This window comes from Vibrio sp. D54, assembly GCF_021728075.1.
GTDB classification, from domain to species: Bacteria; Pseudomonadota; Gammaproteobacteria; order Enterobacterales; family Vibrionaceae; genus Vibrio; species Vibrio alginolyticus.
This window is the reverse complement of sequence record NZ_JAKKCS010000011.1, coordinates 16,364-38,066: the sequence shown is the minus strand read 5'-3', so window position 1 is coordinate 38,066 and position 21,703 is coordinate 16,364. Positions and strand designations below refer to the sequence as shown.

Sequence of the window (21,703 nt, the reverse complement as noted above, 5' to 3'; positions counted from 1 at the left end):
CTCATTGTGTTGCAAATTCAATGGTATTTTGAGCGGTTTTCTCCACTTAAATTATCGATATACCACAACTTAAGTGTACGAAATAAAAGCACATTTCTACCAATTTTTTCACCGGATATCTTACGGTAATTTGATCCAGATTAAAAAAGCCAACGAGCGAAACTCGTTGGCCTAAAAATACTGATTGATTATGATGGGTTCAGTAACTAGAGGTTATTCAAAGAACGTTCTAAACAACTAGCCTAGAGCAGGAAGCACACCCAGCGTAATTAACACCTGAGCTAATACGATGCCAGTGCCAGCGATGCCCGTTATCACTAGCGCACCTTGACCACCAGCGACGCGGTACTCCCCAGTAAAATCATCCGATTTACGAACCTTGATCACCATAACCAAAGGCAAAAAGATGGCTAAAATCGCTAAGGCAATCGCTGCATAGCCCAAAGCCATAATAAAGCCCTGAGGATAGAAAAGTGCGAAGCCTAGCGGTGGGGTAAACGTCACTAGTGCCGCAATCAAACGATTAGGCTTATCGTTAGTTCCTTTGATGGTATCACCCAAAAACTCGAATAGACCTAAACTCACACCAAGAAATGACGTTAACAGTGCCAAATCAGCAAATACACCGACAATGTTGCCTAAGTTTGATTGGTGCACCGTCTGCGATAGTTGACCAATAAGCGCGCTCAACCCACCGTTTTCAATAAGAGTACTTTGGCTAACCACACCCAACGTCACGATTTGCCAAAAGATATAAATAACGAGTGGAATCGTCGAACCAATAATAACGGCTTTGCGTAAAGAAGAGGTGTCACCGTCTAAGTAGTTCACAATTGCAGGAATACTTCCGTGGAAACCAAACGAAGTAAAGATAACCGGAATCGCCGCTACAACAAGGCCTTGTTCGATTGGCATACTTAACAAGTAAGATTCCGTAACGTTTGGAGCAAGAAAAGAAAGCACCGCAACCATCGCAATGAGCTTCATCGCGAACAGTACTCGGTTTACTTTATCGACCGTACCGGTACCCACTGTCACAACTAAAGTCACAATCAAGGTAAAGATTATCGTTGATGTAGGCCCTGAAATATCGAGGTCAAACCATTGTGCAAGGCGGTCTCCGAACTGAGCACCACCGCCAGCGATATACGCTGCACACAACGAGTAGAAAAGGAACAACATCGCAAAACTTGCCACCCACTTGCCTTTTTGACCTAGGATCTGTTTCGCCAAAGTATGAAGTGTAGCACTACTCTCCGCATGTTGATGAAGCTCAAGCATAAGCAAGGCAGTGAAAGCCATCAGAGCCCATAAGCCTAGCATGATGATAATTGAAGTTGAAAAACCAATGCCGGCAGAGGCAAGTGGAAGCGCTAGCATACCAGCACCGATTGTAGTGCCCGCAATAATTAGCGTACTACCGAATACTTTAGAACGACTCATTGTATATTAATCTTTACACTTTATTAGAAATTATCAGTATTAGATCGGGCAACGGCGCACCGAAACCAACACCATATTTGTATTACCGTCGATATTGTAGGATCTTTAGCAGAAGATCAAGCAAAGTGTAAGGATAAAAAACCACACATGTAAACTATAATTTACACCTTGCTAATATTTAACAATAACTGTGTGCATTCTTCCCTGTTCATGAACTTGGGAACAGGGTAATTCCAGTGCGCCTCTTTCAGAATTAAATCAACAAGCGCATCAGCATCTTCACGTTGAATGAGCGCACTGGTTTGCTCAATATCAATAGTTGAAAACAAGGACTCCAGATTCGCCAAAAAATGCTGAGCACTTGCGTAACCTAACTGCCCCTCGGCCGTCAACTCATCGAGCTTTCTTAGTTGAGGCTCAATCTCTGATAATGAAAAGCGCAGCACAGGCAACAAGGCTAATCCGTTTGCCATACCATGAGGTATTCCATATCTCGCACCGAATGTGTGAGCAAAGGCATGAACATAACCCAAACTCGCTTTGGTAAATGCTAAACCCGCGTAATAGGATGCCATAGCCATTTTATGACGAGCTTCGACATCATCCCCTTGCATCACAGCCCTAGGAAGATATTTAAAAATGAGTTTAATAGCGGCAACCGAATAAGCCATCGTTTCTTGAGTAGCGTTTTTCGATACATAGGCCTCAATAGCGTGGGTTAATGCATCAACGCCAGTATCAGCCGTGATCTTAGGAGGTAAACCAATCATTAAATTCGCATCTAAAGCTGTCATTAGTGGCACCAGCTTTGGATCCATTAAAGGGGTTTTAATGTGTGAGGAGGGATCTGACACGACCGCAGCGATAGTAACTTCACTTCCGGTTCCAGCCGTTGTTGGAATAGCAAAAAGCGGCGCTGGCATTCGCCATACCTTCAATAGTCCAGCTAATTTTTTTATTGGCCGTTTATTGGTAACTTTCGCAGCGATGACTTTTGCACAATCCATTGCAGAGCCGCCACCCAAAGCTAATATGCCCTCACAATGAAAACGATGATAAGCCTCTAGACCGCTCTCTACCTGATCATAGGTAGGATCGGGCTTAACTTGCGAGAAAACATCTAACTGTAAATCGAGTTTTGCTGCAGCCTCAAGCACCTTATCTACAATACCAACTTGGACTAACCCTTCGTCGGTAACTAACAAAACGCGTTTAAATCCCAGCTCGGTCATCGATTCTAATAGCTCATTCATCGAACCAGGGCCGGAAAACAAGGTTGGTCTCGGCATAGGAAGGATATGGGCTGCTATTTTTAACCCTGCGGTGTAAGTCCGATATAAACGATGCTTCAACATACGAAATCCTTTTCATTTAGAGCTATCATTCTAGCTACTTTTACTACCTATGCTTACTTTGCAATCACACATTTTCAATAAACTTATCTCACTAAAAGGGCTAGCATTGCTGGGAAACCGTACCATTTTATTATCTTTCCTCAACGACATGAGCTACAGAGAAAATGTTTTCAACGACGCTCTATTGTCATGTAGTTAGCAAGCTGCTTTCCCTATTACTCTGTTAGTTACAGAGCAAGCCTCGAAGAAGTCTTCTTATTTTTTGCCTTCAAAAGCAACAATATGAATTCTGTTAATCAGACATCAATACCGTGTGTCTCTGGTTGAGCCCGAACACGATCTACAAAAATAAAAATAAGAATGCGTTACATCATGATTTATTGTCGTTTTCAAATAAGTCAACAAGAGCAACAATAATCTTTCAAAACTTATACTTAGTTCAAATATCTGACTCTTAACCATGAGCTTCAGGTGATATTATTATGCAACTAGGATTATTATCCCGCCCATAATCAAAACTATGTCTAAACGCCCACCTTTTTGGGGTCTATTCGCTGTCGTACCCAATTTTTCCTATCACCTTCTGATTTGGGTTTAGCGTGGGCTAATTAGCAATGTCGGTATAAACCATGAATCATTCTTGCCATTCCCATACGGACATGGGCTTTGAAGTCGATCTGAAACAAGCACTTATCTGGGTTGCTCGAGCACTCGACTATGTAGGTGTTGATGATACGCACCATAGCCACCGTGTCGCTTACATCGCTTACCAATGTGCTCGGGTCATGAACTGGGAACCAGAAAAAGCGGAGTTTTGCTACTTCGCAGGGATGATCCACGATTGTGGGGTCTCCGAAACACAAGAACATAAAATGTTACTTGAGGAGTTGGTGCCACAAGATGTAAAAACACATTGCTTAAGAGGATACCGAAGCCTCAAGCAGTGTCGTTTGTTGCGTCAGTTTGCTACACCTGTTCTTTACCACCATACACATTGGAGTGAACTAAAATATCTTGATTTACCGCCTTTTGAAAAAGAGGTCGCTGCCCTACTCTATTTAGCCGATCGTCTCGATTTTATGCGTTCCAAATACGTCATGAACTGCCACTGCGACATTGTCACTCTTCATGAAGAACTAATTGCAGAATGCATCATGGCAAACGCTGGAACTTTGTTTAATCCAGACATGGCTAAGGCAATGGTTAAGCTCGTTATGACCGACGCATTTTGGTTCGCGATGGAGTCTGAAAATATAGAAACCATCGGATTAAACTTTAAAAGCATTGATTGGCTTCAAAAACAGCTCACCATCCAAGATATGAATAGTTTGGGAATGTTTATCGCTCGAATTGTTGACGCAAAAAGCCCATTTACTTATCAACATTCGCAAAAAGTGGCGGAGTTATCTCGGTATCTAGCCATCAAGCTTGGGTTCTGTGAGCACGACCAAGAGATGTTATTTATTGCTGGGTTGGTGCATGATATCGGAAAGTTAAAAACACCAGATGAGATTCTTCATAAAGAAGGCTCTCTTAATAAACAAGAGTATACGCGTATTAAACGCCATACAATTGATACTCAGCTCGCATTACACAAAGTGTTTCCCAACGCTAAAATAGCGGAGTGGGCCTCTAATCATCACGAGCGTTTGGACGGTTCTGGCTATCCTTATCATAAAACAAGAGACGAACTCGATGTACCATCGCGTATTGTCGCGGTTGCCGATGTTTTTCAAGCTCTGTCTCAGGACCGTCCCTACCGCGGACGAATGGCTCAAGCACAAATCGCCGCGATTATGGGTGAGCAAGTCGCTAAACAAGAACTTTGTCCTGACGTCTATGAAGTACTAGAGCGAAACATGACCGAGTGTTACGAGCTATCAACTAATGTTTAATCGATAAAGGGCGTATCTACGCCCTTTGCTGATTTTATGCTGGTTGCAAACCAATCATTTTGCAATATCAAGTACATTGTCTCGCACACCATTGATTCTGAACCAACCTGCAATGCTGAACCGCTCTGCGTTGGTCGGTAAAACCTCATGCGGGAATTGCTCAGATAAGAATAAAAGTAAGCGTCCTGATTGAGGAGGGATGGTTGCTATCTTATTATCGTTTAGATCGTAAACCACCAATTCACCTGCATCCTTTTCCGTCCAAGATTCGTTCATGTAAAAAACGGTTGTCAATCGACGGTTTTCATTGCCCTTAAAACAATCTAGATGCTTTTGGTAGAAATCCCCTTCCTCGTACTTGGCAAAGTGAGCTTCATACTCAAAAAGCCCCAGAAACAAGTGACGGTTCACTTCTTGGCGTATTTCTTCCATCTTATCTAAGTAAGAAGTAACCGCGTGCCCCATATTGGGCGATAACCATTGAATTTTGTCACTTCGAATTGACTCAATACGTGTCACATCGTCATTACGACCAATACGCGCTTTTTTCCAGTTACTTGGAATGCAGTCTCGTAATTGAGCCACTTCTTGTTCAGAAAGAAAATCATCCCAGATGTAGTAGCCATGGGTTGCTAACGCATCGATCATTTTATCCATTATTGTCGTTCACTCATATTAGTTGGGCGGTCTATATAAAAAATCTTCAACCCCACAACAAATGCGATTTTTTGTCGAAACGACAACAAAATAAAAAGAGAGTAAAAATAGGTGATGACGAATATAAAAATGCCGCTCATATGAGCGGCAATATCTTTTATTATTGACGAGCTTCTAATCTGGTTGGATGAACTCGCAACGGACTAAGACGTTTAATAGTCGGGCGTTGTTTGTTTTTTAACTGGATATGACAAAGTTCCAGAATTAAGCCGAATGCCATCGCAAAGTACACATAACCTTTGTTGATATGAATTTCGAAGCCTTCTGCCATCAATAAACCACCTAACAAAACGAGGAATAACAAAGCAAGTGTCTTAAAACCAGGGTAACACGACACCAGGTTATTGATTTTTTCGGCTGTCATGACCATCACGATAGCAGACGAAACAATCGCTGCGACCATAAGTGGGACATCACTTGTCAAACCAACGGCGGTTATCACCGAGTCCATCGAGAATACAGCATCCACGGCAACAATCTGCAACAGAACTACCGTTAAACCAGTACGGGCGTGAGTTGAGTGAGCCGACTCGTTGTGATTTAACCAACTCCACAACTCTTTCAGGCTTTTAGCCAAGAGGAATGCACCACCCGCAATCATGATGACGTCTCTTCCGGTAAGCGCATGGTTCGCCAAAGAAAATAGCGGTTGAGTTAGTTGCATGATCCAAGAGATTGAAAACACTAAACCAATACGAGCAATAACAGCAAGACCAATACCAAGGTTTCTTGCCAGCTTACGTTGGTGCAGCGGCAGTCTTTCACATAAGACAGAGATAAAAACGACGTTATCAACGCCTAAGACAACTTCAAGCGCAAACAAAGTGGCGAAAATAGCCCAAGCTTCTGGTTGCATAAAAAGTTCTAGCATGAGCATGTCTCCAATAATAAGAAGACATATGGTGAAGGGTTTTGTCGACTAAAGGGGTCGTCCATTAATTATTTATACCTTTGTTACTGAGGGATCATGAGTAAATCACCAAACAATCAACAAAACAATATCTATTTTAATTAACAAGGAACAAGTTTAATTCGTGTACAAATCAATCAACTCCTCCAAATTGATTAAAATTACATAGAAGCTTTAGAATTGAATAAATGAAAGCATTAAAGTCCAACAAAACTAAGATAAATTTCTAGACTTATAAGCACCATCAACCCTTATGCAACCCATTAAATGCATTGAGCTCAAAGAGAAACAGGCGTGTTTCCGAGATAAACAATAGTAAAAATTTGTTTCATGCTGATATACTGCCAAAAATCATAAGAAACCATGCTATTTATGGACTACATTGCTCTTTCGCGTATAAGCCTTAAACATCTAACTGTTTTACATATGTTGTTAACCACTCACAGCGTCACACTTGCGGCAGAACGCTTGTGTGTAACACCATCGAGCGTCAGTAAAACGCTCGGACAGTTGCGCGAAACGCTAAAGGATGACCTTTTTTATCGTGATGGCACTCGCTTAGTGCCGACAGCATTTGCGCTGCATATAGGCCCATCAATCCATGGCATACTCTCCAGTATGAATGGGTTATTACATCAAGGCTCTTTTAATCCGGCTTACTATCAAGGTAGTTTTTCATTAGCAATGCGTGAAAGTTCGTTTGAGCTCTTTGCGCCAGTTCTACAGCATCTGTCCCAACAACTGAGCAATCACGCGCACTTGAATGTCCATGCGAAAGAGGAAATGAGCTTCGATGCATTAGCAAGAGGTCAAGTGGATTTTTTGTTGCTTCCTCACGATCTCAGCCAACCACCCACACAAAATAAAGACTTGGTCTGGAAAACCATTTTGAAAGACGAAATGGTTTGCTTAATGAGAGCATCGAACCCACTCGCTGAGCAACCCCTATCTGTTGAAAGTTACCTTTGTGCAAGACACATCGGTATTCATGATAAAGATCTGTCACAACCTTATTTTGAGCAAAATCTCACCCAAAGGCATTCAAAGCGAAACTTGGCCATGCGTGTAGCCGACTTTGGTTCAGCTGCGGTGATGTGTCAGCACTCGGATTACTTGTTCACATGCTCCAAGCTTTGGGCAAGAGCGGCAATGCAAGCAAAAGGTTTGGTTGAACAAGCTCTTCCATTCGATTACGGACAGGTAGCCTACAGCCTCGTTTGGAACAAAGCGAGCTTAAACGATCCCGCTTTAAAATGGTTACAGCAACAATTACTCGACGCCTGCGCCATGTTAGATGCCTGTGATGCGTAAGTATAGATAAACAACGGTACTACGTGAGTACTGTCGGCACTGTGATAGGGTTACTCACGTAGCATCGAAGCTCTGATTTTAAGCGTTCGATATCATGATGAGAGCACATATCCCAAGTTAACGCCTCCCCCACTACTCCGTGATGCTGAAAGGCATTTAAACGGATAAGCACCGATTCAGGAAGAGTACTCAAGTAACGCCCAATTGCTACGATTTCTATATCTAAATCACTTTTTTGGGGGATATGCAGTAAGCGGACCTCGTACAATTTTTCGTGCTCAACAAGGTACTGAAGGGTTTTAAATACACGATGATTATCACGCCCAGTTAGCCACTGATGCGTCTCCGTCTGCCACGCTTTCAAATCGATCATTGCGCCATCCAGAAAAGGTAGAATACGCTGCCAACCAGCAACCGCTAAAGAACCGTTACTGTCGATTAAACAAGAGAGGTGCCGTAATTCAGGATCTTGTTTTATCCCTTTAAACAGCTCAATAATGAAAGGAAGTTGTAAGGTAGATTCCCCACCGGATACAGTAACACCACTGATGAAAAAGCGATGTTTGCGTATCAAATCGAGCATTGTTACTACAGAGTAGTCAGTAATTTTTGGATTAGATTGGTTCTGACATATCTCTATACAATGATCGCAGTGGGTGCACTCCTCTTTAAGCCAAACAACGTTGTTGTTTTCGTCGAACTTCAATGCGCCTGCTGAACATTCACTCACACACTCACCACAATGATTACAATGGTTTATCGTGTGAGGATTGTGGCAGTTCAAACACTGATAGTTACAACCCTGTAGAAAGATGACTAGACGATTTCCTGGCCCATCAACACAAGAGAAAGGAAGGATACGAGTGACTTTTGCCAAAAGGCTTCCACTTCGTCTAGACATCTTGTTCTTTCCTAAACCGAACTTATGCCTGCGTGTAAGTCGGTGTTACTTCATGACTCACCACACGTGGCGAGCGTTCTAAAATTTTGGTATTTTTTGCTGCTTCTGCACCTAGAAACGTCGTGTTGGTTCTCGAACCTTCTTTATCATATTTCGCGACATCTGAAAGTTTGATCATGTAGCCTGTCACGCGAATTAAGTCATTTGAAGTGACATTCGCGGTAAACTCACGATAACCAGCATTTAGTGCCCCTTTACATAAATTGAACATCGCTTCTGGGTTAGATTTCACCGTTTCATCAATCGTCAAAATATCGCTGATACCCGCACGATAATACTGATGATGCTTCGCCGTTGCTTGTACATAAGTGACAGGGTCTGGCTCTGCACCATAAGGCAGACGTACACCTGGCGTAACATCATGATCTAAGCTAATGCCGCCTTGTGCATGTAAGAGCGCTTTGCCATCTAAACCATATTTCACCGGGGTTGAGTCCACCAGTTTAGCCAGTGTTGCTGAAACATCATGAGCAAAAGTATTTGCTCGATCATTTTTTCCGTATCGCCCTATTTGCCCTTCTTTTTCAAATAGAAGGTTTACCGCTTCGGCCATGCCGTAAACGCCATACATTGGCGCGAAATAGGACTCTTTTATCAACCCTTCTTGCGTCAAAAAGCCTTGAAAGAAGTTCGATTTTTCATGCAAGTGCGTGCTTCTTGCGTTTATGAGCTCGACCATTAATCGATGGTAAGAAGGCAACGCACTGTTTAAGAAGTCGTTACAGTCTGATGCTCGTTTTGCAACTTCTTTTAAATTCATTCGCACCAATGTGTTCGAGCCACCTGCTAATGGAAGCGAGTTGTAGCAACTTACAATACCAAAGCGTGAGCCGTTGTAGGCTTTCGCGTGCATTGGGTAATTGGCAATATGCGGTTTACTGCATTCACAAATGTTCTGTGTCGCTTGACGAAGTAAGTCATCAGGCGTAACTGTCTCGTCGTACATAAAGGTGAGATTCGGTGCGATCTGCTTGAGCTCCGCATCTACTTTTAAAACAGTGCGACAAATAATGTTGTCTGTCGGTCCGACATTCACATGCATAAACGCATCTGGCAATGTGCGATCCAGCATGACCCAAAAATGTTTTAACTTTTTGTAAATCTGGCTCTCTGTTAGGTCGCCTATGTAAGGCAACAAGACATCATCTAACTGGCCTAAGTAAACCGGAATGTTCGTTACCGAAGGAACATGATGGTAAATGATGGTCAGCATGTTCAACGCATCATCGAAATCATCAGCCGGAGACAACTCTAAATAGTCTGAGCCTTGCGCTAGGAATTTAGCGTAATCAGGCAACACATAGCGAGGTTTAAACGGTGCATGACCTTCAAACATATCGCAGATGATGCCTTCACCCATTGCTTGTCTCAGTGATGGAGATACGGTCATGTAAGGAATGCACGCTTCCGCCTCTAAAGCTAAAAAACTCGACTTCTGTTTTGGAGAAAGACGGACGTCGGTCGCGATATCTAGAAAACGTTGTTGTAGTTTAGAAAGGCTTGTCATCTAAGATATTCCTACAAAGTAACCACAAGCCCACAAGACAAAATACGAGCTCTACCCCTAAAGAGTAACGTGATTTTACTCCTGCTTGGCTGTTGCCACTAATGAAAATAAACAAAACGTCTATTTCCATTCTGGAAATAAGACAAAGCTAAATTAGCGCATTCCAACTTACTATATGGGAAAACCTAACTGCGTACCGAAATCTGTCTTATTTATCGGTTTGCCGTCGACAACATCACGCCTGCACCAATAAATACTCCACCAGTCAAACGATTGAACAACTTCGCCCTTCCAGCGACAAACAACCAATCGGAGGCTTTTACCCCTAACAATGCATAAAATGTTAGCCAGCTAAGCTCAAAAACCACAAATGTAGACGCGAAAATCGCGTATTGAGCCAGTAGCGGTGCGGAAGGTTCAATGAATTGAGGAAACAAAGCGGTGAAAAAGACTATCGCTTTGGGGTTACTAGCGCCAACAATGAAACCACTAGTGAACGCGCTGAGCGCTGTCGCGGAACTTTGAGTCGTTGCCGTTTTATTAAAATCTGTCTGAGATGAGCGCAACGCTTGAATACCTAACCAGATTAAATAAGCGGCGCCACACCATTTGATAATATTAAAAACTAACTCAGATGAAGCAATGACAACTCCCAGCCCGGTAAATGAGAGCGTAAGGATGATCGTAATCGCAGACAAACTGCCAAGCGCAGTCATGAAAGCAATACGAAACCCACTACTCACTCCTTTACTTAAACACAACAGTGAGCTTGGTCCTGGTGAAGCTGTGAGCACGAGAATGGCAAGAGTGTAAAAAATCCATGTATCTATTTGCATTGGCATCCCTTCCAGCAAAATGAGGTTTATAGCCCATTGTGTATAGAACTATTTTATCGCCCGGTTTCTATCCATGAAGCCGAGGTCTTAATAACCATCTTGCATCTAAATAACTTAGAAAAAATTAATAGATAGTTATGCAAATAAAATACGATCTACATGCAAGGATGTAAAGCCTGTTGTATAAGCTTATCTATTTCTCTTAATCATAAAAAGGCTTAGGATCGATCTCTAACGATGAAGGCGCGATCGCTCTTTCAATTTTGTACGCACTCGTTTTTAAGTCCACCATCGTGACATCAATGTATCGTTTATACTTGCGGGAGTAGAAACATTTCACTTCTGGCTTTAATGCTTGAGATTCATTTGAAGACCAAACAATACCAACACGCCCATCGTTCAACTCGACAATAGAGCCTACGGGGTACATCCCAATGCAATTAATGAATTTGTAAACTAAGTCTGCGTCTAAATGAAATGGCGTTAGACTCAACAAGATTTTAAACGCTTCGGCAGAACTCATGCCTTTTTTGTAACAGCGATCAGCCGTTAGCGCATCGTAGATATCTACAATACAGCTCATACGGCCGTGAATTGGAATCTCCTCCCCCTTCAAGCCTCTAGGATAACCATTGCCATCTAACTTCTCGTGGTGCATCAAACAAACATCACGGCTTACGTCACTAAGCCCTTTTACGTGAAGGATAATCTCACCTGCGAACACTTGATGTAGCTTCATATGTTCAAATTCTTCAGGCGTTAGCTTCGCAGGCTTGTGCAAGATCTTATCATCGACTTTAATTTTACCTACATCATGAATAATGCCACCTACAGCAAGCTGTTTTAGCGTTGGCTTATCCAAGCCCAAGTACTTACCGAATGACACTAAAAGACAAGCGACATTGACGGAGTGTTCCAATAAATAAGAGTCTTTTTTTCGGAGTGCAGAGACACACTGCAACGCATCTGAGTCAATAAAAACACTTTCAATGACATCGTCAGCCCAAGCTTCTACTTCATCAACTTCTATGATTTTTCCTTCAAAAGTTTGATTCAATAGTTTTTGCGCCAAATCTTTTGCTTCGGCGATCAGCTTTTTGGCTCGCTTGTGTTGGATGTCTCTCGAACGATAAGCTCGTTGACCCCTCTTAAAATCTGAGTGTTTCTGCTCTCTCGTCTCTTTAGTGGCATCAGTTGATTCATCTACAGGCTTGAAGACACACTGCTGCGAAGATAATGTTTGATCTACCCAAACATACTTTACGCCACTTGTAGCAAGCTTCTTAATGCCTTCAGGGCTAGATATCCGCCCTGCATTGGCTAAATTGACGCGCTTGTTGTGCTCTATCGCGGTAACAAACATACCAACGCCGATATCAGCGAGCGCAATTTTGATTGAATTTTTCGGATCGTACTGCATATAAAGAAGGCTTACTCGATATTAACGTCCGCATTATAAGAGATTTGATTACTTGGCGTGATAATAAATTTGAATTGATTACAATTAATGAGCATCCTGTCAATTAATAATCGGTCGCGCTCATTAAGTCCTTTTTGTTATTATGGTTTTATCCAAGATAACATATATACAAATGACGTTAGAAAACAACGCATTGATACCGACACAACTGAAAATAACTTTAGGATAATTATTCATAAATATTTATAGATTGCGGACGGCATCAATAACTGTATTTTATAAATGATTTTTACTGTTGACTATTTTTTATAAATGTCGATGATTAGCCGCCTAATCTTAGTATGTTATTAACCTAGTAGCGCATAAAATGATAGCCAAACAATTTGAACTGACACTTTTGTGATTGTAATGTACGCCAGCAGATCAACTCTATGTTATCAAACCCAACACTCATCTCTGATGCTAAAAGGCTCGAGGAGGAAATATCTTGACCACCATATTTGACCAACAAGTCTCAGATAGTGACCGAGAGTTCCTAAAAATCGTCGAAGAACGATTCATTCATATCTTCGATGTATTTAACGAAGGCCTCTTTTACATGGATGAGTTTGGCACCATGGTATTTTATAACAAGGGCTTTTATGAGCAGCTTGGTATCAACGCTGGTCGAATCAGCTTAGAGCAATGGTTAGACCTTGTTCACCCTCTCGATCGAGAAAGACTCTCCACTCGGGTCGATGCTCACATCATTACCAACAACACGAGGGTCACAACGACCTACCGCGTGCGTAAACCCAATGGACAGTACGTCTGGATTGAAGGCGTAGCCATGACCAAAGAAACAGAACATGGTCATTATATGGTTGGTAGCCACCGTGATATTTCTGAACGCAAGCTGATGGAAAGCTATATTCATCAAGTCGCATTTCATGACAATGCGTCAGGTATGGCTAATCGCGCCCATCTCTTGCTGGATATTGAAGATAGTGTGCGAGCCACCGATTCTTGTGCATCTATCTGTTACATTCAGATAGAAGAGATTAAATCTTACTTAAATCAATATGGCAGCGAGTTGGTCGATGGGTTAGTGGAAAAATTGCTACAAACTCTCAGTCACCTACCTTCTCCAAATAGTTCTGTATATCGCGTACATGATGATGACTTTGCGATTTTGATTCACGATGAATGCTCGGTAGAAACGCTGCAAAGTTATGCCGAAAGTTTAAAGGAAACCTACCACGAGGCAGTGATTGAAGAGGGCCAATACTTAGGAAGTAACATTAGTATTGGTTTGTATCCTTGCATAGATCCAAGTCACTCAGCAGAGGAAATATTACGTAAAGCAGCACGAACTTGTCAGTACGCAAGCGAGCAGAATAAAGACCGTGTTGCGGTTTACAGTGAGAAAACTCAGCATGCCGTAGACCGTTATTTCTTTATTGAGCAAGGTCTAAAAAGTGCACTAGAAAAACAGACATTAAGCGTTAAGTTTCAGCCAATTATTGACGCCAAAAGCTCAAAAGTGGTGAGCTTCGAATCTCTGGTTCGCTGGCGTAGCAAAGAGTTTGGCGAAATTTATCCAGACGAATTCATCCCCGTGGCAGAGAACAAAGGTTTGATTGTCGAACTCGGATATCAAGTCTTTGCCAAAGCGTGTGAATTTATCAAAAACTACCGTGAGCGTTACCAAAACCAAGTTCGTGTCAACGTGAATGTTTCAGTACTTCAGTTAATGAACAGTGAATTCCCTGCGCGAATTAAAGCCATGGCGGATGAGGTTGGTGTCGATCCTGAGTCTATTGTTTTGGAACTAACAGAAACGTTTATTTTGGATAATAATCAGACAGCCATTGCCCCTCTGAATACCCTCAGGGAACTAGGATTTGCACTCTCTCTGGATGACTTTGGATCGGGTTACAGTTCATTAAATAGCTTCTTCGACCTCCCGATGACACAAATCAAAATTGATAGGTCGATGGCGTGGAAAACACTAACCAACCGCTCTTCACAAGAATATCTGAAGTTTCTTATCACTATGTGCCAGGAAAATAATATTGAAGTAGTGATTGAGGGAATTGAAGACGCCAAAATGTGTGAATTTTTTACCGAAATGGGCGTCGATTATCTGCAAGGTTATTGGTTCTCTAAGCCACTTTCTGTTGCCAGTGCAAGCCGCTATTCGTTGAGTTAAGCATACTATAGCAATATTCCGCACGGCCACGTTAAACATGCTGAACTATTCACTATAGATTTCAGACACTAACTGGCCGTGACGAAAACAAGCTTAATGTCCCCCGATTAACGTAGACGTTCAAACACCACACTCTGATCTAAATGCTCGTGATACTGAGTGTAATCTAAGCCCACATCAAAGATATATTGGGTCACCAAGTTTCTAACGCACTCTATTAATTGGCTTGCTTGCCATGGTTTTTCAAAGTAGCGGTCAATGCCTGCGGAGTTGATCGCATTAATCGTATCGGTGTGCGTCGCTTGCCCGGTAAGAAGCACTTTCCTCGTAAAGCCAAAACGACCGTCTTTTGATACATCGGTCAGCAGTTCTACTCCCGTTTTACCTGGCATCACATGATCGGAAATAATCAATGCGATCATCTCGCCTTCTGCATCAAATTCATCCATCAGTTCTAGAGCCTCACCTGCTGATTCGCAGTCTTCGACATTCAACCATTGATTTAACGGCTCTAAATCTTGTAGAACCGCGCTTAGTACCTCTCGTTGGTCATCAACGCAAATTACATTAAGCTTCTCCATGTTCACCCTCTACTGGTAACTTGATTCTAAAAATCGTTTTTTCACTGTCGCTCTTTACCACAATAGAGCCGTTATATCCGGCGATAATGCGCTTTACAATCGACAGACCTAACCCTAAACCAAATGACAAGCCCCCCTTTTTAGTGGTGAAGTTTGGCCGGAAAATTTTTCTACGTGTCGCTTCATCAATTTCTGGTCCGTTGTTAGCAATCGTGACCAAAATTTTACCCTTACTCTCCCGAGTATGTATTTCGATACCGGGTTTCTCCGTTTCACCAAGTGCATCGCACGCATTCTTTAATATATTTACCCAAACTTGGACGAGTTCGGTTTGAGAACCAATAAAAGCAGGTAAATCCGCAGGGCTAAAACGAACACTCACTCGTCTTAAGTCACTTTGCAATAGAGCCAAGGCGCGATTGATTGAATCATTGATGTTAATCGCTTCATCCAAGTCGATATCCGTGCGCCCCAATTGTTTTACGGATCGTACAATGCCAACGGTATGTTTAGAGGCGATGCGTAAGTCATGGAGATCTCGTCCCATTTGCCAGAAACGTATCGCTTCTTCTGGTCTTTTTAGCCAATGTTCTGAAAGGAAGTTATTTGGAACGGCTCGCGCAAGATCACGAGCAACCTCCTTGGTTAAACCGTAGTATTTTTCGAAGTGGCGCCCCCGCTTTCTCGCTTCGCTAGAAGAGACTTTCTGCCCTTGCATTAAACCAAAATCAAAAAATTGACTCGCTTCCGGATGAACTTCTTCAAGCAGTTCCATGATAACTGTCTCTAGCCGTTCTGATTTACTGCTTACAACGCCTATCGCATTGTTCAACTCATGAGCAATACCCGCTGCAAGCTGCCCCAACGTTGTCATTTGCTCTGCGGTATGAAGCTTTTGTAGCGCTTTTTCTTTAGCTAATGCCTCTTGCATTGCGCGCCGTTGACGACGAGATAATTCGTTAACCATCACAGGCATAAATTGTGTCGTCAATGGTCCGTATGTCGCCTCTTCCACGGCGGGTGTATCACGTTGTATCCAAGCCAATTCAACATCGGTTTGAGCAATCACTGTCGAAGAGGCAGTCCACGTACCAGAAAAGAAACTATGTACGCCAATAAACGCTCCTTGAGACGCAGAAAATACCTGAATCGGTTTCTTGTCATCTTCCGCGTAATAGCCCGCCAGTTCTCCCGACAGCACATAGTACAAGCGATCGTTGTAGCCAGCTTGCTCAATAAGCACCGACCCGGATAGAACCGTTAATCGGCGTTCAAGGTGATTAAAGTAGCGTTGTACTAACGCGTCTAACTTCGTTTCGTACATGGGTTATCCAATATGCCCAACAGTATGTAAAATCCACACCATCACAAAACTGAGTAATACGCCAATCACGCCTAGCACGGCACCGATACGAGCCATTTGGCCGCTCTCGACATGCCCTGTTGCATGAGCTAACGCGTTTGGTGGCGTACTGATTGGTAACGACATACCGAGTGAAGCGGCAAATGTCACGACCAAGATCAGAGTAACTTCACCGCCGAGAGGCGTTAGCGAAGCCATAGAAGTACCCAGCGCAGCCATTATCGGCATCAGCAAGTTTGCGGTGGCTGTATGCGACATAAAGTTTGCCATTAACAAGCACAAGAAAGCCGCACCAAACAAGACAACATATGGCGAGAACTGATCAAACGGAATGCTGTGTACCACCAGCTTCGCAAGCCCGGTTTTATCTAGAGCAAGGCCCAGAGCAATACCGCCTGACACCAACCAAAGCACATCCCAAGAGATTTTCTTCAAGTCTTCTTTGTTAATGATGCCCGTCAATGAGAACACTGCGACCGGAATTAATGCTACTGTGTAAGAATTCATTCCATGTGCAGAACCCATCAACCAAAGAATAATCGTGCCGGCAAAGGTGACGTAAACCATTATTGCTTTGGGTGTTTTCAAAAACTTGCTTTTAATGTTCAGATCGATGGTGGTTTGTTCGGCTTTATACAAAAAGCCAATCAGAAACCAGGCTAACGCCATCATCACAATAACGAATGGCACACCAAATACCATCCATTCACCAAACGTAATTAAGTTGTCACCAACCAAATATTTTAGGGCGATGGCATTCGGTGGCGTGCCGATTGGAGTACCAATGCCACCAATGTTGGCTGCAACAGGAATACACAAGGCGAATGCAATTCGACCTGGGTCTTTAGGCCCGAAAACCGCTATCACAGGGGTTAAAATGGACAACATCATCGCTGTTGTTGCGGTGTTTGACATAAACATGGAAAAAACAGCGGTGATCAGCATCAACCCCAGCATAACGAACTTTGGTTTTTGTCCAAATGGTTTGAGTAACACTCGGGCTAAGTTGACATCTAACCTGTACTTTGTCGCCGCCATAGCCAAAAAGAAACCGCCGAGGAAGAGCATGATAATCGGACTAGCGAAGGTCGCCATTATCTCGTTGTATTGTAATAGCTCACCAAAATGTGGCTGCCCTTCTTGCAAACGAAAGAGCACAATACCTTTATTTGATACAAGCAATAGCTCTAGGACAATGATCACAACCGAAGTGGCGTAGATTGGAATTGGCTCGAATACCCAGCAAAGTGCGGCAAGCAAGAAGATTGCAATCACTCTTTGCTGGACGATAGTAATGCCATCAAATGGGAACGCAGAGAGAGGCATCAACCAAACAAGCAATGGTATCAATGTTGGAACAACGTATTTGAGATAAGGGCGCATAGTACTACTTCTCTTCCTGAGATGGTTAGCCAGACACATTTGGCGTTTGGAACGCTATTACCCGCCGCAAAACCAAAACTTTCAGACTGTTTTTAAGCCTTCAGAGACGAAATGCGGTAATGGCGTTCCAGAGAAGATTATGTACACTGTTTTCAAACAAAACGTTGGTGCGAGATCAATGAACTCGTTTTCACATTGGAAAACATTTTATATCTGTGTTCAAGCTCACTAAATGCTCACTATTTAAGTTAAATATACTTTTCCATCATAAAGTTAGTTAAGGTTTCTCCCCTAACCTCAACACGTTGTCGAGACTTAACTGTGAAACCCATTTTCTCGTAAAAAGGTCGGGCGGTAATACTCACTTCAGAATACAGTCGTTTTATCCCCTGTACTTTCGCCTGTGAAAAAAGAAAAGACATCAAATCACGACCAACACCTTGTCCTTGGTATTCATGATGGCAAAAGAAATGATCAATCAAGCCGTCACCTTGCAAATCACAATAGCCAACGACCTGCCCTTCTATCTCCGCGACGTATGGTTGAATATCGTCCATTTTTCGTTGCCACACATCGAGGTCAAAATCTGATGGTGCCCAAGCGGAAACTTGTGATTCCGTATAATCGCGACGATTAATGATTCGCACAGTATGGTAAAAGAGTGCCCACAGTGTTGGGGCATCCTCGGTGCGATAACAGCGTATTGAGAGCATCAATTTCCTCATTCCTATTCAATAAATACTAAGCATTAACGCAAAGTGATACTAGTGAACTCATCATTTTCAATGCCAATCACTAAAGGCTTCCCAATCTGATCACTGTTCATCAATACGGTAGTATTCAGCTCACGGCTTGATCTGCGTATATTGCTTTTTCTTATGATATGAATATTCACAATATAATCGGAATACTCCTTTGTGATTCCGCCGGAAAATTCTACGTGCTCACTTTCATTGTCTCGGACAACATGAAATTTTCGATTGGCTTGAATATCAGTACTGATGGAGGAGTCGCCATAGCTCAGCACAACGGACGTTGGTTCGCTATCTTGATTGGCAAAACAGCCAAATGCGAACATGCTTAATGCGAGTATACTTTTTGATTTAAACATTAATTATTCTATTTCTAGTTATTTTTCTGCTATTTGCATGACCAAACAGCACTTGTTCTGTGAGCGCCTATTGTGCCATAGCTGAACGCTGGCTCTAAACGCGCAAAAAGATGAGCGATGAAAATTCCGCCCAAAACAAGCAAATGTGAGACAATGTGAGGGTCCCAAACTCACTCAACCAGTCAAAACCCACTGTAAACCTCTGTTTTTTTTAATGTTTTTAATTCATGTGGCCGTGTAAGGAATACATACAACCTCTTACTTTTTCATACGCAACTAGACGAATCGTTCGAGAAATACGGCATCGTCTATGCCACATGTTACAAATCGGCTTACCTTATTATTACGTATGAACTGGAATTATGGCACTAACCTTCCCTCTCTCTTTTAATAAGGAGAAGATTTCAACAATCAGGCTTGCCACGTTTTTATAGCTAAAATCAGTAGAGCGTCCAACATCGGTTGGTCTAGGAGCAATAAATGAAAGACCCTCTCAACTTTACTCACCTTGTAAAAATTGGGTTCATGTCAATCGCGGTTATGCTGGGTGGATGCACTCAAGGAGATTGGCGTACCGCAAGCAGAGAACCTGCGGGTATCGCACCCGATCCTTCCAATGTCAAGCATGCTGTGATTGAGTTTTACGCCGCAGACGCGTTTGGTTGGCGAGGCTGGTTTGCCGTTCATACATGGTTTGCAATAAAGCCTGAAAATGCGAACGAATATACAGTCTATGAAGTAGTCGGCTGGAGAGTGAATCGCGGACAACCCGCTCTATATCAGTACCAAACTGGGACGCCAGATCGATATTGGTATGGTGCAAAACCAGAAAAGATTCTCTCCATACAAGGTGAAAAGGCCCGCCAGCTTATCCCTAAAATACAAAGTGTTATTAACCAATACCCTTGGGCTGAAGAATATACGCTGTTTCCAGGGCCAAATAGCAATACATTTCCGGCTTGGGTGGGTAAACAAATTCCAGAATTAGAGCTGAACTTGCCGTTTCGCGCAATTGGTAGCGGTTACGCCAGCGATTAACAGCAAAGGTTAGTCACTGGCTCGTTTTATGTTCAGCATAAAGCGCAATATCTATTGTGCGTCGTCACCCAACTCCGTTCTATTTCTTCCATTATGTTTCGCTTTATAAAGTGCATTATCGGCGTCTTTCATTACTGCTTCAATTGGTGTGTCATTGCCTTTCCAGTGAGAAACGCCCAACGAAACCGTGACCTTACCAACCACCTGGAAGTCATGTTGTTCCACGTTGTGTCTAATACGCTCTGCAACATCCATAGCGTGGTTTACGTCTGTTTTTTCCAAAAACATCATAAACTCTTCACCGCCAGAACGACACAGGTGATCATTAGAGCGAGCTTGGTCTTTCATTAACTGCGCAAACTCTCTAAGTAAATTGTCACCCACGTCATGGCCATAGTTATCGTTTACGCTCTTAAAGTGGTCAATATCTAGCGCCAAAACAGAGAACGCGGTATTTTCCTGCTTAAACAAACCAAGAACTTTATCTAATCCACGTCGATTCAATAATCCAGTCATCGAATCTGTTAATGTATCCAGTTGCAGCTTATCAATGGTTTTTGACACGATACCAAATGCTTTAAGAAAGCTAAGCTTCAAATGTGAGACCTCAAAATACCAAGACTTAACCAGTTTGAGATCATCGATAGAGGATGAATGTTCTTCGACACCTCGCACAGCACCCGCTAACTGCCAAAGTGGTCTAGAAATAAGAAGGGACAAGAACCAAATTAGCAACAAAGTTAATAAACCAATTGGAATCGACTTAAGGAAAACATTCCACATCTGTTCATCTAGCACAGATAACGTCATCGATTTCGGGCGCTGAGCAACAATTCCCCATCCTGATGACTTTACTGGTGCATAACCAGCAAGCATTTCGACGCCGCGAGAGTTAACAATTTCTTTGTTACCGCTCTGCCCCATCGTCACCGCTTTGATTGCCTCATTATCGTCGATTACTTCACCAACTCTCGACTGATCTGGGTGATAAATCAGAGTGTTACTCTCATCGACAACGTAAAGGAAAGAACCATCTTTGTATGCGTGCTGGCTGAGTAACTCTGCAAGAATATTTTCTTTTTCTAGATAAATAGTGCCGCCGATATAACCTAAATATTCATTAGATTGAGAAAATATAGGGTATGAGATGGTTAACAAGTAATTTCCAGCTGGCGATATAAATGGTTCAGTAACAACCGGTGCTTGAGCGTTTAAAGACTGGCGTTTTCTTTCACCCACTAACCTTACACCTTTCACCTGAAGTGTTTCAGGGGATACAGAAATAATAACCCCTTTTGCATTAACGACAACCACAGAGTTAAATGATTTGGTTTGCGTTCTTAATCTCTCAGCCTCTTTATCAAGAAACTGAGCGTCATGCATCTTGTCTTTTAGCACGTTCGCACTGTATTTTAGCTGCGACATTGAGCTTTCTATGAAAGAGTCTGTCATTTCAGACATTTTTTGGGCGTAAACACGGTTTGATTCTAACGTGTTATTGATGATGAGATCCCTTTGAACACGATAAATCGAGTAGAATGCGTTGATCAAAGTGACAAGCACACTGAACACACATAGGGTGACAATAAGATTTCTAAGATTGAGTTTTTCTTTTCTTCTAAAAGACATTGCCAATGGCCAACTTTGAAGGCTTTCTATATGAATGAGCGTATAGGTTATA

Annotated in this window: 18 protein-coding genes; 4 read left to right on the top strand and 14 right to left on the bottom strand. The window is 42.5% G+C overall.

Annotation, left to right across the window (positions count from 1 at the left end):
* Positions 1–237: 237 nt before the first annotated feature.
* Both L3V37_RS15055 and L3V37_RS15050 read right to left on the bottom strand, forming a co-directional pair.
* Positions 238–1,443 (bottom strand): aromatic amino acid transport family protein, encoded by a 1,206-nt coding sequence (locus tag L3V37_RS15055; protein WP_237306525.1) that lies wholly within the window; start codon positions 1,441–1,443, stop codon positions 238–240.
* 161 nt (positions 1,444–1,604) lie between these two features.
* Positions 1,605–2,798, bottom strand: coding sequence for an iron-containing alcohol dehydrogenase (locus L3V37_RS15050; protein WP_237306524.1), 1,194 nt, complete (start codon positions 2,796–2,798; stop codon positions 1,605–1,607).
* A 629-nt stretch (positions 2,799–3,427) separates the two neighbouring features.
* On the opposite strand from L3V37_RS15050, the gene L3V37_RS15045 reads away from it, so the two are divergent.
* Positions 3,428–4,693, top strand: a complete 1,266-nt coding sequence (locus tag L3V37_RS15045; protein ID WP_237306523.1) for an HD domain-containing phosphohydrolase — start codon at positions 3,428–3,430, stop codon at positions 4,691–4,693.
* Between the two features lie 54 nt (positions 4,694–4,747).
* Here L3V37_RS15045 and L3V37_RS15040 read toward each other — a convergent pair whose 3' ends face one another.
* Both L3V37_RS15040 and L3V37_RS15035 read right to left on the bottom strand, forming a co-directional pair.
* Positions 4,748–5,350: a 2OG-Fe(II) oxygenase gene (locus L3V37_RS15040; protein WP_005377733.1), complete on the bottom strand. Its 603-nt coding sequence runs from the start codon at positions 5,348–5,350 to the stop codon at positions 4,748–4,750.
* Positions 5,351–5,510: 160 nt separating this feature from the next.
* Positions 5,511–6,281, bottom strand: a complete 771-nt coding sequence (locus tag L3V37_RS15035; RefSeq protein WP_104979134.1) for a TerC family protein — start codon at positions 6,279–6,281, stop codon at positions 5,511–5,513.
* Positions 6,282–6,692: 411 nt separating this feature from the next.
* On the opposite strand from L3V37_RS15035, the gene L3V37_RS15030 reads away from it, so the two are divergent.
* Positions 6,693–7,631 carry a LysR family transcriptional regulator gene (locus tag L3V37_RS15030; protein ID WP_005377737.1) on the top strand — a complete coding sequence of 313 codons (939 nt, stop codon included), beginning with the start codon at positions 6,693–6,695 and terminating at the stop codon, positions 7,629–7,631.
* A 19-nt stretch (positions 7,632–7,650) separates the two neighbouring features.
* Here L3V37_RS15030 and L3V37_RS15025 read toward each other — a convergent pair whose 3' ends face one another.
* From L3V37_RS15025 to L3V37_RS15010, 4 genes are all read right to left on the bottom strand, one after another.
* On the bottom strand, positions 7,651–8,532 hold the full coding sequence (locus L3V37_RS15025; RefSeq protein ID WP_130544910.1) for a YjjW family glycine radical enzyme activase: 882 nt from the start codon (positions 8,530–8,532) through the stop codon (positions 7,651–7,653).
* A 22-nt stretch (positions 8,533–8,554) separates the two neighbouring features.
* Positions 8,555–10,099 carry a YjjI family glycine radical enzyme gene (locus L3V37_RS15020; protein WP_130544909.1) on the bottom strand — a complete coding sequence of 515 codons (1,545 nt, stop codon included), beginning with the start codon at positions 10,097–10,099 and terminating at the stop codon, positions 8,555–8,557.
* A gap of 212 nt (positions 10,100–10,311) precedes the next feature.
* Positions 10,312–10,935, bottom strand: coding sequence for a LysE family translocator (locus L3V37_RS15015; protein ID WP_130544908.1), 624 nt, complete (start codon positions 10,933–10,935; stop codon positions 10,312–10,314).
* 202 nt (positions 10,936–11,137) lie between these two features.
* Positions 11,138–12,355 carry an HD-GYP domain-containing protein gene (locus L3V37_RS15010; protein WP_130544907.1) on the bottom strand — a complete coding sequence of 406 codons (1,218 nt, stop codon included), beginning with the start codon at positions 12,353–12,355 and terminating at the stop codon, positions 11,138–11,140.
* Positions 12,356–12,842: 487 nt separating this feature from the next.
* Between L3V37_RS15010 and L3V37_RS15005 the strand changes: the two genes are divergently transcribed.
* Positions 12,843–14,546, top strand: coding sequence for a bifunctional diguanylate cyclase/phosphodiesterase (locus L3V37_RS15005; RefSeq protein WP_005377743.1), 1,704 nt, complete (start codon positions 12,843–12,845; stop codon positions 14,544–14,546).
* 107 nt (positions 14,547–14,653) lie between these two features.
* Here the strand turns inward: L3V37_RS15005 and L3V37_RS15000 are convergent, their stop codons facing one another.
* From L3V37_RS15000 to L3V37_RS14980, 5 genes are all read right to left on the bottom strand, one after another.
* Positions 14,654–15,127: a response regulator gene (locus tag L3V37_RS15000; RefSeq protein ID WP_005377744.1), complete on the bottom strand. Its 474-nt coding sequence runs from the start codon at positions 15,125–15,127 to the stop codon at positions 14,654–14,656.
* Entirely contained in the window at positions 15,114–16,451 is a 1,338-nt protein-coding gene (locus L3V37_RS14995) for an ATP-binding protein (protein WP_005389108.1), read from the bottom strand. Before L3V37_RS14995 ends, L3V37_RS15000 begins: the two co-directional genes overlap by 14 nt.
* Before the next feature lie 3 nt (positions 16,452–16,454).
* A complete protein-coding gene (locus L3V37_RS14990) occupies positions 16,455–17,873 on the bottom strand; it encodes a DASS family sodium-coupled anion symporter (protein WP_017634015.1) in 1,419 nt (472 codons plus the stop codon).
* A gap of 248 nt (positions 17,874–18,121) precedes the next feature.
* Positions 18,122–18,586 (bottom strand): GNAT family N-acetyltransferase, encoded by a 465-nt coding sequence (locus tag L3V37_RS14985; protein WP_017820619.1) that lies wholly within the window; start codon positions 18,584–18,586, stop codon positions 18,122–18,124.
* 35 nt (positions 18,587–18,621) lie between these two features.
* Positions 18,622–18,984: a hypothetical protein gene (locus tag L3V37_RS14980; protein WP_005377748.1), complete on the bottom strand. Its 363-nt coding sequence runs from the start codon at positions 18,982–18,984 to the stop codon at positions 18,622–18,624.
* A gap of 480 nt (positions 18,985–19,464) precedes the next feature.
* Here L3V37_RS14980 and L3V37_RS14975 point away from each other — a divergent pair, with 480 nt between their 5' ends.
* Positions 19,465–20,022, top strand: coding sequence for a DUF3750 domain-containing protein (locus L3V37_RS14975; RefSeq protein ID WP_042522865.1), 558 nt, complete (start codon positions 19,465–19,467; stop codon positions 20,020–20,022).
* 51 nt (positions 20,023–20,073) lie between these two features.
* Here L3V37_RS14975 and L3V37_RS14970 read toward each other — a convergent pair whose 3' ends face one another.
* Positions 20,074–21,651, bottom strand: a complete 1,578-nt coding sequence (locus L3V37_RS14970) for a sensor domain-containing diguanylate cyclase (RefSeq protein ID WP_130544905.1) — start codon at positions 21,649–21,651, stop codon at positions 20,074–20,076.
* Positions 21,652–21,703: the final 52 nt, after the last annotated feature.

Coding starts and splice junctions, on each gene's coding strand:
- L3V37_RS15055 (WP_237306525.1), bottom strand. CDS start 1,443: ATGAGTCGTTCTAAAGTATTCGGTAGTACGCTAATTATTGCGGGCACT.
- L3V37_RS15050 (WP_237306524.1), bottom strand. CDS start 2,798: ATGTTGAAGCATCGTTTATATCGGACTTACACCGCAGGGTTAAAAATA.
- L3V37_RS15045 (WP_237306523.1), top strand. CDS start 3,428: ATGAATCATTCTTGCCATTCCCATACGGACATGGGCTTTGAAGTCGAT.
- L3V37_RS15040 (WP_005377733.1), bottom strand. CDS start 5,350: ATGGATAAAATGATCGATGCGTTAGCAACCCATGGCTACTACATCTGG.
- L3V37_RS15035 (WP_104979134.1), bottom strand. CDS start 6,281: ATGCTAGAACTTTTTATGCAACCAGAAGCTTGGGCTATTTTCGCCACT.
- L3V37_RS15030 (WP_005377737.1), top strand. CDS start 6,693: ATGGACTACATTGCTCTTTCGCGTATAAGCCTTAAACATCTAACTGTT.
- L3V37_RS15025 (WP_130544910.1), bottom strand. CDS start 8,532: ATGTCTAGACGAAGTGGAAGCCTTTTGGCAAAAGTCACTCGTATCCTT.
- L3V37_RS15020 (WP_130544909.1), bottom strand. CDS start 10,099: ATGACAAGCCTTTCTAAACTACAACAACGTTTTCTAGATATCGCGACC.
- L3V37_RS15015 (WP_130544908.1), bottom strand. CDS start 10,935: ATGCAAATAGATACATGGATTTTTTACACTCTTGCCATTCTCGTGCTC.
- L3V37_RS15010 (WP_130544907.1), bottom strand. CDS start 12,355: ATGCAGTACGATCCGAAAAATTCAATCAAAATTGCGCTCGCTGATATC.
- L3V37_RS15000 (WP_005377744.1), bottom strand. CDS start 15,127: ATGGAGAAGCTTAATGTAATTTGCGTTGATGACCAACGAGAGGTACTA.
- L3V37_RS14995 (WP_005389108.1), bottom strand. CDS start 16,451: ATGTACGAAACGAAGTTAGACGCGTTAGTACAACGCTACTTTAATCAC.
- L3V37_RS14990 (WP_017634015.1), bottom strand. CDS start 17,873: ATGCGCCCTTATCTCAAATACGTTGTTCCAACATTGATACCATTGCTT.
- L3V37_RS14985 (WP_017820619.1), bottom strand. CDS start 18,586: ATGCTCTCAATACGCTGTTATCGCACCGAGGATGCCCCAACACTGTGG.
- L3V37_RS14980 (WP_005377748.1), bottom strand. CDS start 18,984: ATGTTTAAATCAAAAAGTATACTCGCATTAAGCATGTTCGCATTTGGC.
- L3V37_RS14975 (WP_042522865.1), top strand. CDS start 19,465: ATGAAAGACCCTCTCAACTTTACTCACCTTGTAAAAATTGGGTTCATG.
- L3V37_RS14970 (WP_130544905.1), bottom strand. CDS start 21,651: ATGTCTTTTAGAAGAAAAGAAAAACTCAATCTTAGAAATCTTATTGTC.